This is a genomic window from Pseudomonas sp. MEJ108, from assembly GCF_030208985.1.
Taxonomy (GTDB): Bacteria; Pseudomonadota; Gammaproteobacteria; order Pseudomonadales; family Pseudomonadaceae; genus Aquipseudomonas; species Aquipseudomonas fragariae.
This window is the reverse complement of sequence record NZ_JARVSW010000035.1, coordinates 49,067-63,269: the sequence shown is the minus strand read 5'-3', so window position 1 is coordinate 63,269 and position 14,203 is coordinate 49,067. Positions and strand designations below refer to the sequence as shown.

At 60.0% G+C, this 14,203-nt stretch carries 12 protein-coding genes; all 12 read right to left on the bottom strand.

All coding sequences use genetic code 11. From position 1 onward, the window contains the following. Positions 1–112: 112 nt before the first annotated feature. Entirely contained in the window at positions 113–1,333 is a 1,221-nt protein-coding gene (locus QRN50_RS16800) for a methyl-accepting chemotaxis protein (RefSeq protein WP_412548556.1), read from the bottom strand. A 576-nt stretch (positions 1,334–1,909) separates the two neighbouring features. Then, positions 1,910–2,314 carry a TraR/DksA family transcriptional regulator gene (locus tag QRN50_RS16795; RefSeq protein ID WP_002554078.1) on the bottom strand — a complete coding sequence of 135 codons (405 nt, stop codon included), beginning with the start codon at positions 2,312–2,314 and terminating at the stop codon, positions 1,910–1,912. Between the two features lie 302 nt (positions 2,315–2,616). Then, complete coding sequence (locus QRN50_RS16790; protein WP_003370536.1) at positions 2,617–3,642, bottom strand: ABC transporter permease; 1,026 nt, start codon at positions 3,640–3,642, stop codon at positions 2,617–2,619. Between the two features lie 47 nt (positions 3,643–3,689). Beyond that, positions 3,690–5,267: a sugar ABC transporter ATP-binding protein gene (locus tag QRN50_RS16785; protein WP_024638396.1), complete on the bottom strand. Its 1,578-nt coding sequence runs from the start codon at positions 5,265–5,267 to the stop codon at positions 3,690–3,692. Positions 5,268–5,336: 69 nt separating this feature from the next. Next, on the bottom strand, positions 5,337–6,272 hold the full coding sequence (locus tag QRN50_RS16780; RefSeq protein WP_004417204.1) for a sugar ABC transporter substrate-binding protein: 936 nt from the start codon (positions 6,270–6,272) through the stop codon (positions 5,337–5,339). A gap of 44 nt (positions 6,273–6,316) precedes the next feature. Further along, a complete protein-coding gene (locus QRN50_RS16775; RefSeq protein ID WP_003403653.1) occupies positions 6,317–6,487 on the bottom strand; it encodes a hypothetical protein in 171 nt (56 codons plus the stop codon). Between the two features lie 250 nt (positions 6,488–6,737). After that, positions 6,738–7,757: a Gfo/Idh/MocA family protein gene (locus tag QRN50_RS16770; protein ID WP_024641778.1), complete on the bottom strand. Its 1,020-nt coding sequence runs from the start codon at positions 7,755–7,757 to the stop codon at positions 6,738–6,740. Between the two features lie 66 nt (positions 7,758–7,823). Next, a complete protein-coding gene (locus tag QRN50_RS16765; RefSeq protein ID WP_024641779.1) occupies positions 7,824–8,684 on the bottom strand; it encodes a sugar phosphate isomerase/epimerase family protein in 861 nt (286 codons plus the stop codon). A gap of 52 nt (positions 8,685–8,736) precedes the next feature. Next, positions 8,737–9,747: a bifunctional inositol 2-dehydrogenase/D-chiro-inositol 1-dehydrogenase gene (iolG, locus tag QRN50_RS16760; RefSeq protein ID WP_024650943.1), complete on the bottom strand. Its 1,011-nt coding sequence runs from the start codon at positions 9,745–9,747 to the stop codon at positions 8,737–8,739. Positions 9,748–9,815: 68 nt separating this feature from the next. Beyond that, positions 9,816–11,753, bottom strand: a complete 1,938-nt coding sequence (gene iolD, locus QRN50_RS16755; RefSeq protein WP_024641781.1) for a 3D-(3,5/4)-trihydroxycyclohexane-1,2-dione acylhydrolase (decyclizing) — start codon at positions 11,751–11,753, stop codon at positions 9,816–9,818. A 58-nt stretch (positions 11,754–11,811) separates the two neighbouring features. Continuing rightward, entirely contained in the window at positions 11,812–12,642 is an 831-nt protein-coding gene (locus QRN50_RS16750) for a TIM barrel protein (RefSeq protein WP_060406685.1), read from the bottom strand. A gap of 35 nt (positions 12,643–12,677) precedes the next feature. Next, complete coding sequence (locus tag QRN50_RS16745) at positions 12,678–14,180, bottom strand: CoA-acylating methylmalonate-semialdehyde dehydrogenase (RefSeq protein ID WP_024641783.1); 1,503 nt, start codon at positions 14,178–14,180, stop codon at positions 12,678–12,680. Positions 14,181–14,203: the final 23 nt, after the last annotated feature.

Sequence of the window (14,203 nt, the reverse complement as noted above, 5' to 3'; positions counted from 1 at the left end):
GAAACCTACACACACGCAGCGATAACTTTTTTGATGCGTTCTTGCGTTAAAAAGACCAACTAAAAGGCCAGCTCCCTTGCCGGGCTTACCGACCTGAATGATCGCTTACACATCAGCGGCCTTGCGGCCTGTACCCAAGGCGCAGACCACCCCAGTGTCGCCCGTTGACCATGATCGGCACGGACAGGTCGTGCATCAGTTCGCCGGTGTCTCGCGTGTAGGTTTGCAGCAGGACCGGCTGTTGGTGGCTGCCACAGCGAATGCCGGTGCGATCATCGAACTTGCGCTTGCTTCGATTGCGCGCGTTATCCAACGTCGCGTCGCCCGTCAAGGGCTGACTGAAGGCATTGTTGTGCGTCGGCACATAGCCCTGCTGGGTACAGGCGATGGCAAATACCAGACCTTCATGGCGAGACAGTAGCGGTTCCTGCAGTGCTGGCAATACCTGATCGGTGTAACGGTCGAAACGCGTCGTAAACCGAGTGGGCGACGTATTGGCGACGGGTTTGTAGTTACGATCAAACAGGTCATCAAGGCTGACCCGCCCCTGTTCGATATCGGCCTCGAACTTTTCGCTGATCATTCGCGCGCCTTCACGGGCCAGGTCATAAATGCGCTGGTGGTATTCATCCAGACCAACCTGCGCCAGACGCTGGCTGATGGTCTCGGCCTGCCCCTCCATTTGTACTGCGGACCTGGCCAGTTGCCGGGTCTGCTCATCGCTGACGGCAAGATCACTGCGCATATGCTCGACAGCGTCGAACAGGCTCGCCAACTGATCCTGATTACTCCGCGCGCCCTGAGCGATTTCGCCAACCTGGCTTTCCAGCTCGACCGCAAGCCGGGCGATATTGCCCAGGTGCTCGCCGGTCAGCTCGATCTGCTCGACCCCCATATCCAGATCGGACGACAGCTCGCGAATCTGCTCCACGACCTGGGCGGTGCGCTGCTGAATATCCGCGACCATCTGCCCTACCTCGCCTGTGGCGCTGGCAGTGCGGCCAGCGAGACCACGGACTTCGTCGGCAACCACGGCGAAACCGCGTCCGTGCTCGCCAGCCCGCGCCGCTTCGATGGCGGCATTGAGCGCCAGCAGGTTGGTCTGGCTGGCAATCGACTGAATGACCAGCGTCACACGCTGGATCTCTTCGCTGCGCTGGCTCAGCGCCTCGATCAACTCGCGGCTGCCGACGGCACGCTTGCTCAGGCGGTGCATGCGTTCGATGGACTCATTCAGCACGCCGCTGCCCGATTCGCTGCGCTGCCGCGCCTCGCTGGCGGCAACCAACGCCTGTTGACTCAACTGGGCCGTCTGTTGTTCGGTGGCGATCATCTGCTCGGCACTGCTGACGATCTGTTCGGCAGCACCCAGTTGCGACTGCACCTTGCCAGCCAGGTGCCCGACCGAAAATGCCACCTGGGCCGCGGACAGCGCGTTATGACTGGTAGTGCGCGACAGGTCGCGGGTCAGCAAGGCGATATCGCTGTCAGCCAACGCGCGTTGCGGCAGCGTTGGCCGGCTGCGCACCAGGCGCGGCAACCAGACCACCAGCAAGGCCAGAGGAACGACAACATACAGCGACAGGCCCGCAACACTCATGGCGCCGAACAGCAGGCACAGGACAACGCTTTGCACCGCCGGCACCCACCACCTGGATGCAGCGTCGGGCGTATCGGCCAGCGGCAATCCGGCTGCCATGGATAGGTTCTCGGCCATGTTGCGTCACCCCGTCTGTCATTGTCGTTATGACGCTATTAAACGCCAGATAACGGCCTTGTGCCATGCGCTGTTGGTCGTAGCGACCGAGCGGTGGCGATCAAAGTGTTTTCGACAAATTCCGGGCACAACAAAACCGGGAGGCAATTGCTTGCCTCCCGGTCTGGTCACTCAGTCGCGGCTGCCTGCGTATCAGGCCTGGCGCTGGTGCTTGTCGATCTGCTCGTGGCGCTCTTGCGCCTCGATGCAATACTTGGTGGTCGGGCTGATCAGCAGGCGCTTGAGGCCGATTGGCTCGCCGCTGTCGTCGCACCAGCCGAAGGTGTCATCGGCAATGCGCGAAAGGGCCATTTCCAACTGTGGCAGCATGCGCTGGTCGCGATCGATCACGTTGACCAGCCAGTGACGCTCTTCTTCGACCGAAGCAGCGTCAGCCGGGTCGGCAGGCGTGTCCAGGCTCTCGATCGCAATGCGGCTCTGCTCGATACGCTCGTGGATCTCGACCTTCATGCCCTGCAACAGCTCGACGAAGAAAGCGTGCTGCTCGGCGTTCATGTAGTCATCGGCCGGCATGGCCAGCAACTTTTCCTTTGTCATTTATTTCTCTATAAAAAAACGTGCATTGAGGAGCGGCCTGACGTTGCCGTACAAACCAATAATCTCCAAGCGCCACCTGGCACTCAATTTACGAGGGGCGGCAGTCTAAGGCCGGCTAGCGGGCTCGGCAACACAATTGAAGGGTTTTTGTACAACAATTGCCGTAAAACCCTTGAAATGCGGGCGAAAGACCTGGCCAGCAGGTTGCTTGATGAGGCTCTGACCCATTGACAACGAATCGGTTCCTGCAACATCCAACGCACAAAAGGGCCTGAAAAGGCCCTCTGATGCAGATGATTGAATCAGCGCTTGGTCTTGCGCTTGTTGCGATATTGATCGATTACCACGGCCACGACAATGATCAGGCCTTTGATAATGTCCTGCACATAAGCGTCCACGCCGACAAAGGTGAAGCCGCTGGCCATCACGCCGAGGATCAGCGCACCGATCACTGTACCGGTGATCCGCCCCACCCCACCGGAAAGGCTGGTGCCACCGATGACCGCAGCGGCGATGGCGTCCAGCTCGTAGGACATGCCCATCCCGGCCTGTCCGGTTGCCGCCCGCGCCGAGGCGACCACCCCCGCCAGCCCGGCCAGCAGCCCGGCGATGCTGTAGACAATCACCAGATGGCGCTTGACGTTGATGCCCGAAGTACGTGCAGCCTGCATGTTACCGCCAATGGCGTAGGTGTACTTGCCGTACTTGGTGTAACGCAGGGCGATGTGAAAAATGACCGCCACCACCAGGAAGATGATCACGGGCATCGCGCCCTGGCCGATGGCCGTGTACGAGTCGGAGAGCATGCTGACCGGCTGGCCTTCGGTATAGAAACGTGCCAGACCGCGCGCAGAGACCATCATGCCCAGCGTGGCAATGAAGGGAGGAATGCCGGTTATGGCAATGATGCTGCCGTTGATGGCACCGGCCAGCAGCCCGACCCCGAGACCGACGACGACCGGAATCCATACCGGCAGGTCGGTCAGCGACGGGAACACCGCCCGGGAGAAGTCGGAAGTTTGTGCCAGGCTCGCGGCAATCATCGCTGAAAGCGCAAGCACCGAGCCGGACGAGAGATCAATGCCGGTGGTGATGATCACCTGAGTCACGCCGATGGCCAGCAAGCCGATGATCGACACCTGCAGGATCATCAGTACCAGACGCTGGGAGTTGAGCAGGAAGCTCTGATCGCGGACGATCCAGCCGAACAGCTCAAAGATCAGGCCGATGCCGATCAGTACCAGAAAGATGCTCAGTTCGGTGGGCAGCCGCCGTTTGCTTCTGGTCGGCGTCATGGCTGGTTTATTTTGCAGAATCGCGTCGCTCATGTTCGTTACCCTCTTGTTCTTCTTCTACCGAGCCCTGTAGTGCGAACTCAATGAACCTTGTGGCCGGAGGCCAGATGCATGACTTTTTCCTGGGTCGCTTCGCCACGATCGAGGATGCCCATCATTTCGCCTTCGTGCATGACCATGACCCGGTCACTCATGCCGAGAACCTCCGGCAGCTCCGAGGAAATCATGATGACCGCCATGCCTTCACTGGCCAGCAGGGAGATCAGGCGGTAGATTTCTACCTTGGCGCCCACGTCGATACCGCGTGTGGGCTCATCCAGAATCAGCACCCTGGGGTTGGTCATCAGCCAGCGCGCCAACAGCGCCTTCTGCTGGTTGCCGCCGGATAATGTGTCGATGCACTGCTCCAGCGACGGCGTCTTGACCCGAAGCTTTTTGCACATGTCTTCGCACAGTGCGCGCAAGGCCTTCTGTTGCACGAAACCGTTGCCGGCATAGTTGGCCAACACGGCCATCTCCATGTTTTCCATCACCGACAGGCATGGAAAAAGGCCGGTCAGTTTGCGGTCCTCCGTGAGCAGCGCAAACCCCAGTTCGATGGCCTGATGTGGATCGCCGATGTGCACCGTCTTGCCATCGAAGCGTACCTCGCCGCTGTCGCTGGGAGTTATGCCGAACAGGGTCTCGGCCACATTGGTGCGCCCGGACCCCATCAGCCCGGCAATGCCAAGCACCTCCCCGGCACGCAGGTCGAAGCTCACATCCTTGAAAATGCCGTTCAGGCTCAGCTGGTTGACGGACAGCAGTACGTCGCCTGCCGGTTTTTCCCGCTCGGGAAACAGCTGGGTCAGTTCACGGCCGACCATCATGGTGATCAGGCTGTCGCCGTCCATGCTTTCAGCGCGCTGCAGACCGATGTAGGCGCCGTCGCGGAACACCGCCACTTCGTCGGCGATTTCGAAGACTTCGTTCATCTTGTGGGTGATGTAAATGATGCCTTTGCCCTGGGCACGCAGGTCGCTGATGATCGAAAACAGGTGAGCGACTTCGGTTTCGGTGATCGCCGAGGTCGGTTCGTCCATGATCAGCACGTCCGAGTTGTATGACACGGCCTTGGCGATCTCCACCATCTGCCGCTCGGCAATGCTCAGCGTGCCGACCAGTTCCTCTGGGTCGAGTTTAATGCGCAGGCGCTCCAGCAGTTCGGCAGTGCAGCGGTGCATCTCGCGGTGGTCGACCATGTGCAGGCCGTTGAGCTGCTCGCGACCGATCCAGATGTTTTCGGCAATACTCATGAACGGCATCAGGTTAAGTTCCTGATGAATCATGGCGATACCTGCCTGCAACGCTGAAAGAGGCGTATCGAAGCGGACCGGCTTGCCACGCAGGCGGATTTCGCCTGCGTCCGGCTGATAGATGCCCGCGATGATTTTCATCAGGGTCGATTTTCCGGCTCCGTTCTCACCCATCAGCGCCAGCACGCTGCCAGGGCGAACGCGCAGTTGCACATCATTGAGCGCAATGACGCCAGGAAAGCCCTTGCTGACATGGCTGATTTCCAGCAGATACGGGGCCTGGTCATCAGGCGCCTCACTACCCCCGTCGCCGGACGGCAGATCGCGTTGCGCGGGTGGATTGGCAGTAGCAGAACCGAACATGATCACAACTCCTCAAGCGGCAGGCTGCGGGAGAGCATTTGCAGGCCCTCCCGCGCCTGGCGATCGTTGTTATTTGAAGGTGGCGACGTTTTCAGGCGTGATCAGGCGATAAGGAATGATGATCGCCTGGGGCTCGACCTTTTCCTTCCTGGCCAGTTTCACTGCGGCATCGATCGCCCCGTCGGCCTGTCCTTTCGCATCCTGATAGACCGATACGGCCAGATCGCCCTTGGTCACGGCGTTGAGCCCGTCCGGCGTACCGTCGACACCAGCGACGAAAACACTGCCTTTGCCGACGCCTGCCTGCTTCAGCGCCATCGCCGCGCCAATGGCCATTTCATCGTTATTGGCCAGCACCGCATTGAATTTTCGCCCTTGAGTGAGCCAGTCGTTGGTCAGGTCCATGCCCTTCTGACGCAGCCAGGTACCAGTCTGCTCCTGGTCTATCTTGATGTCCGGGTACTTGGCCAACACCTCCTTGATGCCCTTGGTGCGGTTTTGCGTGGAGTTGTTGGCCAGATCACCCAGCAGAATCATGACGCTGCCCTTGTGGTCCATCTTGTCAGCGATGTATTGCGCCTGAAGTCGACCGGCCTCCATGTCATCCGACGTCACGGTGGCGACGCCTGCAGGCAGTTTCGGATCGTCCGGGCGGCGATTGACGTAGACCAGCGGGATACCGGCGGCGACCGCTTCCTTGGTGATCCGCGCGGTAGCAGCGGTATCGACCGGATTGACGATCAGCGCGTCGACTTTCTTGTTGATCAGGTCCTTGACCTGATCGAGCTGTTTGTTGACGTCCGCGCGGGCATCGACGAACTGCAGGTCCACTTTCTCGGTCGTGGACATGACTTTGGCCTTGGCATTCATGTCGTCACGCAGGTAGGTCAGCCAGGTGTCATCGAACTGCGACATGGCCACACCGATCTTGATATCGGCCAACGCTGCACCGCTGCCCAGCATCAGCGCCATCGCCAACGAGGTCAAAGCAATCTTGGTCTTCATGAGGATCTGTCTCCAAATTCTTGTTGTTGTGTGGATGCAGCGAATCAGCGTGACAGGCGGATCCCGGTGGCGCCGGGGATGCAGAACAGTTGCGCGTCCTTGTGGCGCACGCACAGGCCCCGGGCGACGACGGTGAGAAATCGCTCCAGGGTCCGGATCCAGAATGACGAGGTGGCAGAACGCTTGGCGGTGACGCCAGAGGTAGGGGTTTTCATCGACAGTACCTATCTTTTGTTTTGTTTTTGTTGGCTTGCTTCTCGTGATCTGAAAAACCTTCAAAACGCGAGTGATTCGATAGTCGGTAACCTGAAAACGACTCTATTGGAAAATATTTTCCAATTCAACTGATTTTAGAATTTTATTCCATTTCATTTTGTTCAGGCGCAGATGCGAAAAAGCCCGACGCACGGCAGGCGTCAGGCTCTCTTCGCTAACGGGGGCTGGGTGCGCAGCAGCGCGTAATGGCTACAGCACCACAACGCGCCCTTCTCTAGCGCTCAGGCGCGCGGCATCCATGACCTGCGCCGCGGCTATCGCATCGTGTGGATTAACCGGATTGCCGCCCTGTTCGTCAACGGCGCTTTGCAACTGGCGGTAGAACTCAAGCCAGCAACCGCGCTCCGACGGCACACGCTCGCGATGTTCGCCCTGCTCGAACCAGCCCCAGCGCCGATGCTCCTCGACGCCCCAGCGCTCGCCCTCGGACCTTGGCGTCAGCCCGGCAAAGGCGGCCTCTTCCTGGCCGTCCAGCCCGTCGACGCTGTAACAGCCCTTCGCTCCACTGACCCTGAAACGCGGCCTTGCACTGTTTTGCAGGCAACCGCCGGACAGGTGTGAAGTCACGCCGCTGGCATGCCTCAGGGAAACGAAGAACGTGTGATCCAGTTCGTCTTGCGGCGCAGCGTATTGCAGCTCGGCATACACCCGTTCGACCGGGCCGAACAGCACCAGCGCCTGATCCACCAGATGACTGCCCAGGTCACGCAGCATGCCACCACCGCTGGCCTTGCCGACAGAACGTGGCGAATAACGCTCGATGCTGGACTCGAACCGGCTGACCGCGCCCAGCGCCTCACTGTCCAGCAACTTGCGCACGGTGAGGAAGTCCGAATCCCAGCGGCGGTTCTGATAAACGCTAAGCAATACGCCACGTCGCTCGGCCGCGTCCACCAGCTCGCGCGCCTGCGCTGCATCACTGGCGAAAGGCTTGTCGCTGACCACCCCGACACCCAGTTCTATCGCTTCGAGGATCAACGCTCGCCGCGAGGCCAGCGGTGTGGAAATCACCACCACATCAACCCCGGCCGCAACCAGCTCGGCCAGTGTGTCGAAGGTCGCCACGCCGGGATGGTCTGTGGCCACTTCCTGCTTGCGCTCGGGTGAACGGGTCACCACCCCCACAAACGTAGCGCCCGGCAAACTTGAAATCAGCGTCGCATGAAAGTAACGCCCTCCTTTGCCATAGCCCACCAGCCCTGCACGCATGGATATCTCCTGTAGTCCATGAACCTCATGGCCGCAGCCATCGGTCGTGTATTTGATGCCGCCGTATCAACGAAGCAGCTCGCTTTTGACCCGCTCCAGCATGAATCGGCTCGATTCATCTGCGCGCTCCTCCCAGGCAAAGACAGCCACTGTGGCAATACCGTCGAAATTGATATCCCGCAACGTTGAGAAAAATGCTTCCCAGTTCACCTCGCCCTGGCCGATGTCCAGGTGCTGATGCACCGTCGCCGTCACGCCGGGCGGGTTGACGATGTAGCGCAGGTTGGAAGAAGCCCGATGATTATAGGTGTCGGCAATGATCAGATGCGTGAGTTTTTCGCCAGCGTAGCGGAGCATCGAGGCAACATCGCCAACGCCATCATCGTAGAAAAAAGTGTGCGGCGCGGCGTACAGGTAGTTGATCCAGTCGCGATCGAGCCCGCGAATGATATCCACCGACTCATTGTTGCGCTCGCAGAAATCATAGGGATGCGCCTGAATATCGAGCTTTATACCTTCGCGCTCGAAATGCGGCATCAATTCATCCATGGATTTCATGAACTGGTTTTCACAGACCAGCGCATGGTCGGATTGCCCGCTGAACTCGGTATTCATCAGGTCGCAGTCCATTTCAACGGCGACCTGAATGGCGCGTTTCCAGTTGCGAACCGCTGCAATACGCAGGTCTTCATCCGGCGCAGCCCAGTGGTACAGCGGCAGCAGCGAGGAGAGTTTCACCCCGGCATCGCTCAAGGCCTTGCGAAACTCCCTGATCCGCGCCCGATCCACCCGTGGGTATTTGTAAAACGGCATGAAATCTTCACGCGGCGACAACTCGATGTAGTCGTAACCCAGCTCCGCGGTTTTATCGACCATCGCCCCCAGTGACAGATGGCGATACATGTAAGGGTCCAGTGCAATACGCATGATGCCTCCCTTTTGTTCCGTTCAAGAGATGTCCTGGTTAACCGCAAGATGCTCAGCTATAGAACACCGGACGCATGGCGAGGGTGATCGGCACGACTGCTCCCGTGTTCTGCGCCAGCACACAGGCATCGGCGGCCACGGCAGCGGCATAGCCGTCCCAGGCCGAAGGGCCGTAGAGGGTCCCCGCTTTGACGCCGTCGATGAAGTCCTGCAACTCGACGTCGTAGGCAGCAATGAAGCGGTCCTTCCAGTCCATCAGAATCGCGTTGGACAACTTCGCTTCGCTGCGCAACTGGACCTGAGAGGGCTCCGGCAGTTTGGCAATACCGCTCTCGCCGACCACTTCACACTGGATGTCGTAGCCATACTGGCAGTTGACGAATACTTCGACGTCGATGCGTGTGCCTCTGGCCGTTTCCAGCATCACGATCTGCGGGTCCTTCATGTGCGCCAGGGCCTTGCTGGTCTTGCGCGGGAATACCACTTGCACCGACACATAGTCATCGTTGAGCAGCCAGCGCAGCACGTTGAGTTCGTGAATGAGCGTATCGGTGATGGCCATGTCGGTCTTGTAATTCTCGCCAACACGCGGGTTGCGGTGCGCGCAGTGGAGCATCAGCGGCTCGCCGATCTGGCCACTGTCGATCACTGCCTTGAGCGCGCGATAGCCCTGATCATAAGGGCGCATGAACCCCACCTGAACCAGACGCCTGCCACTGGCGATCTCGGCTTCGACAATGTGCCGGCAGCCTTCGGCAGTGACTGCCAGCGGCTTTTCGCAGAACACCGGCTTACCTGCGGCAATTGCCGCCAGCACGAACGCTTCATGACTGGGGCCCCAGGAACAGACCAGTACCGCCTCGACGTCCGGCGCGGCGATCAATGCGTGCCCGTCGGCATACACTTCGGCGCTCAGGTCCAGATCGCGCACCACCTTCGCTGCTTGTTCGAGATTGATGTCGGTGACGGCCACCACCTGACTGCCGACCAGCGTCTTGCTGCAGCGCCGGATATGATCCTGACCAATTGCGCCTGTACCGATCACGCCGAGTTTCAATGCCATTTTCATGTTCCTTTTTTGTTATTGGATATACCCGTGAACGGTTCACGAGCGCTGAACGATAAAAGTGATCAGTACTGGCGAGCCTTGGCCAGCTCGCGGTTGAGCTTCTCGTACACCTGAGCGGTGGTGCCGGTGGTCGACACTTCGGCAACCCCTACACGCCACCACGACAGGTATTTGTGGATCATGGTCTTGGGCAGGACCTTGATGTCGATCAGCGTCGACACCGTCTGACGTTGCGCATCGGCCAGTGCGTTGCGCAGTTGGTCGGCCGTACTCACCTTGTAGGTCTTGCAGCCATAGGCAGCAGCACTCATGGCGAAATCCACCGGCACGAAGTCACCGTCGAGCCTGCCGGTTTCCGGATTGCGGAAACGGAACTCAGTGCCGAAGCTGTTCATGCCGTGCTCCATCTGCAGGTTGTTGATGCAGCCGAAGGTCATATTGTCCAGCAACACAACGTTGATCTTGCGCCGCTCCTGGATGGAGGTCGCCAGCTCGGAATGAAGCATCATGTAAGAGCCGTCACCCACCAGTGCAAACACTTCCCGATGCGGCGCCGCAAGCTTCACGCCCAGTGCGGCGTTGACCTCATAACCCATGCACGAATAACCGTATTCGACGTGATAGGTATCTACTCCGGTACTGCGCCAGGCGCGCTGCAGATCACCCGGCAAGCTGCCCGCTGCTGCAACGATCACCGCATCGGCAGGCAGGCTCTGGTTGAGGATGCCCAACACACCACTCTGAGTCAGGCACGAATCGGTCAGCTCGATAAACTCGCGCAGCACCGCAGGGTCCAGGTGATCGTTGATTTCCGGGACAAAATCCTCGTTCTGGTACTCGACCGCGTACAGGCGATCCACCTCGGCATGCAGCTCGGCACGTGCCGATTGCGGTGCATCGCCCCAGGCCGCACGATAACCGCAGGCCTGGAGGCTTTCGGTCAGCGCCTGCAATGCCGTCTGCGCATCAGCCAGCACCTGCACACCGTCCAGTTTCTGCACATCGAAGGCACCGACATTGAGGTTGAGAAACTGCACATCCGGGTTCTGGAACAGCCATTTCGACGCGGTGGTGAAATCGCTGTAACGGGTGCCGACGCCGATGATCAGGTCAGCCTCTTTGGCCAGCCGATTGGCTGCCAGCGTGCCGGTTTCGCCGATGCCGCCCATGTTCAACGGGTGCGCCGAAACGATGGCACTCTTGCCGGCCTGGGTTTCGGCGAACGGGATATCGAAGCGCTCGGCAAAGGCTTGCAAGGCATCGGCTGCACCTGAGTAACGCACCCCGCCGCCACAGATCAGCAGCGGCTTGCGCTTGCCCGTCAGCAGCTGCAACGCGTCTTCGAGCATGGCCTGGCTCGGCGGGCGACGGTCGATACGGTGCACGCGTTTTTGCAGAAAGCTGTCCGGGTAGTCGTAGGCTTCAGCCTGCACATCCTGAGGCAGCGCCAGGGTAACGGCGCCCGTATCGGCCGGATCGGTCAGTACGCGCATGGCATTGAGCGCAGCGCTCATCAACTGCTCGGGACGGTTGATACGGTCCCAGTATTTGCTCACCGCCTTGAACGCATCGTTGGTGCTGATGCTCAGGTCGTGAAACTGCTCGATCTGCTGCAACACCGGATCGGGCTGGCGACTGGCATAGACATCACCCGGCAACAGCAGCAGCGGAATGCGGTTGGCCGAGGCCGTTGCAGCGGCGGTGATCATGTTCGCCGCGCCTGGACCGACCGACGAGCTGCACGCGTAGATTTTGCGACGCAGGTGCTGTTTGGCAAAACCGACAGCGGCATGGCACATGCCCTGCTCGTTACGTCCTTGATGGACCACCAGGTCGCCGCAGTCCTGCTCCAGCGCCTGCCCAATCCCAAGCACGTTGCCATGCCCGAAAATGGTGAAGATGCCAGCGACGAATTTGCTCTGTACGCCATCGACTTCGACGTACTGGTTATCGAGAAACTTCACCAGGGCCTGGGCCATGGTCAGTCGGGTTGTACTCATGTTCGCACCTTGTTCTTGTTTGAAGTGGCCAGGGTTTGAGGTGGCCTGAAGGCTGAAGTCAGTGGCGCGGCGAAACGGCTCGTGACAAATGCGTCATGCTTGCCGCTATTGCCTGAGGGATATCGTCCAGCGCATGAACGCTTTCGGCAAACGGCTCGAACGACAGATGCCCCTGATAGCCACTGTCCAGCAAGCGCTCGATCTGCGACGCATTGCCCAGAATGTCGCCTTCGCCGACCAGCACGCGATGACCATCGCGAATGCTGTTCAGCGGCGCCTGTGCATCCTCGACGCCGGAGATATGCACCAGCCCGGTCAGTTCCGGGAACAGCTCGACCTCGCCGGCCAGATGGTGATGAAAGGTGTCGTGAACCAGCCGGTAGACATCCAGCCCGCCCACAGCTTTGATCGCATCCACCGCTTGACGCTTGAGTCGCAGCGAGCACTCCTCAAAGCCGAGCGGTTCGACCAAGCCGAGAATTCCGTGCTCGCGAAGGATGGGGGCCAATGCGGTCAATGCGGTACGCAGCCCCGAGGCGCGCTGCGCGCCGTTGCGCGGGTCGGCGCGGTCATTGAGCGGGCACAGCACCAGACCGCGGGCACCGCAGTCGCGGGCGTACTGCGCCAGCTTCGTCGCCTGGGCAGCGCGCTCTTCATTCCAGACATCGAACGGGTACAGCGCGTTGATGGACAGCACCTGTACCCCCCTGGCAGCACAAAGATCACGAACGACCCCGGGGGCAGTGCCGTTTTCGATCTCGACGCCCTTGAGGTCGTTACGAATCTCGATGGCATCGGCCCCCAGCTTCACCGCCAGGTCGACGAAACTTTCCAGAGACAGGCGCGGCGCAACCATTCGATTAAGGGCAAAACGCAGAGGTTGGTTCATTGTTTTTGTTCTCCGCAACATTCCATTGATGAAGACTATTTGGCGGTCGGCATACTGAACTCGGGCCCTTTGGCGATGCTGTCCGGCCAGCGCTGCATGACGCTTTTGTAGCGGCTGTAAAAACGCAGGCCTTCTTCGCCGTAGGCGTGATGATCACCGAACAGCGAACGCTTCCAGCCACCAAACGAATGCCAGGCCATGGGCACCGGGATCGGCACGTTGATGCCGACCATGCCGACCTTGATGCTGCGAGCGAATGCACGCGCCACGCCGCCATCGCTGGTGAAGCACGACACGCCATTGCCGAACTCGTGGGCATTGATCAGCGCCACGGCACTGGCAAAATCCGCAACGTGCACAATGCCCAGCACCGGGCCGAAGATTTCCTCCTTGTAGATCTGCATCTGCGGCGTGACGTGGTCGAACAGCGTCGCGCCAACGAAAAAGCCCTGCTCGGCACCCGGCACCTTGAAGTTGCGACCATCAACGAGCAGCCTGGCGCCCTCTTTGACGCCCTGATCGATGAAACCCTCGACCTTGGCCTTGTGCACGGCGGTGACCAGCGGTCCCATGTCCGAATCGGCCTGCATGCCGTTGCCGACCTTGAGCTGGTCGATGCGCGGTAGCAGCTTGTCGACGAGGCGCTGGCCGACATCGCCGACCACCACGGCAATCGAAATCGCCATGCAGCGCTCCCCTGCCGAGCCATAGGCCGCCCCGATCAAGGCGTCGGCGGCCTGATCCAGATCAGCGTCGGGCATCACGATCATATGGTTCTTGGCCCCACCCAGCGCCTGCACGCGCTTGCCGTGGGCCGTGCCTTGCTGATGGATGTATTCAGCGATCGGGGTCGAGCCGACGAAGGAAATGGCCTCGATGTCAGGGTGCTGCAGCAACGCATCGACCGCCACCTTGTCGCCCTGCACCACATTGAAGACGCCATCGGGCAGGCCGGCTTCCTTGAGCAGGCGCGCCATCAGCAGGCTGGCCGACGGATCGCGTTCCGAGGGTTTGAGGATGAAGCAGTTGCCGGTCACCAGCGCCATGGGAATCATCCACAAGGGCACCATGACCGGAAAGTTGAACGGCGTGACCCCGGCGCAGACGCCCAGTGGCTGACGCAGGTTCCAGTTATCGATACCGCCGCCGATGTTGTCGCTGAAATCGCTCTTCAACAGGCTGGGCGCACCGCAGGCAAATTCGACGATCTCGATACCGCGCACCACCTCGCCGCGTGCGTCGGACAACACCTTGCCGTGCTCGCGGCAAATGATCTGCGCCAGTTCATCGTGGTGCTGGTCCAGCAGCTCCTTGAACTTGAACATCACCCGCGCCCGGCGCAACGAGGACTGCTCGGCCCAGGCCGGAAACGCAGCTTTGGCCGCCGCAACCGCTTCATCCACGGTCTTCACGCTGGCCAGCGCAACACGCGCCTGGACCGTGCCGACTGCCGGATTGAAGACATCACTGTAACGCTCGCCCTCGCCATTGTTCAGGTGTCCGTTGATGTAGTGGCCGATCACCGGTGACTCGTTCATCTCATGCCTCCAGAACAAAAATG

Coding starts and splice junctions, on each gene's coding strand:
- iolD (WP_024641781.1), bottom strand. CDS start 11,753: ATGAGTACAACCCGACTGACCATGGCCCAGGCCCTGGTGAAGTTTCTC.
- iolG (WP_024650943.1), bottom strand. CDS start 9,747: ATGGCATTGAAACTCGGCGTGATCGGTACAGGCGCAATTGGTCAGGAT.
- QRN50_RS16750 (WP_060406685.1), bottom strand. CDS start 12,642: ATGAACCAACCTCTGCGTTTTGCCCTTAATCGAATGGTTGCGCCGCGC.
- QRN50_RS16790 (WP_003370536.1), bottom strand. CDS start 3,642: ATGAGCGACGCGATTCTGCAAAATAAACCAGCCATGACGCCGACCAGA.
- QRN50_RS16780 (WP_004417204.1), bottom strand. CDS start 6,272: ATGAAGACCAAGATTGCTTTGACCTCGTTGGCGATGGCGCTGATGCTG.
- QRN50_RS16770 (WP_024641778.1), bottom strand. CDS start 7,757: ATGCGTGCAGGGCTGGTGGGCTATGGCAAAGGAGGGCGTTACTTTCAT.
- QRN50_RS16785 (WP_024638396.1), bottom strand. CDS start 5,267: ATGTTCGGTTCTGCTACTGCCAATCCACCCGCGCAACGCGATCTGCCG.
- QRN50_RS16795 (WP_002554078.1), bottom strand. CDS start 2,314: ATGACAAAGGAAAAGTTGCTGGCCATGCCGGCCGATGACTACATGAAC.
- QRN50_RS16775 (WP_003403653.1), bottom strand. CDS start 6,487: ATGAAAACCCCTACCTCTGGCGTCACCGCCAAGCGTTCTGCCACCTCG.
- QRN50_RS16800 (WP_412548556.1), bottom strand. CDS start 1,333: ATGATCGCCACCGAACAACAGACGGCCCAGTTGAGTCAACAGGCGTTG.
- QRN50_RS16765 (WP_024641779.1), bottom strand. CDS start 8,684: ATGCGTATTGCACTGGACCCTTACATGTATCGCCATCTGTCACTGGGG.
- QRN50_RS16745 (WP_024641783.1), bottom strand. CDS start 14,180: ATGAACGAGTCACCGGTGATCGGCCACTACATCAACGGACACCTGAAC.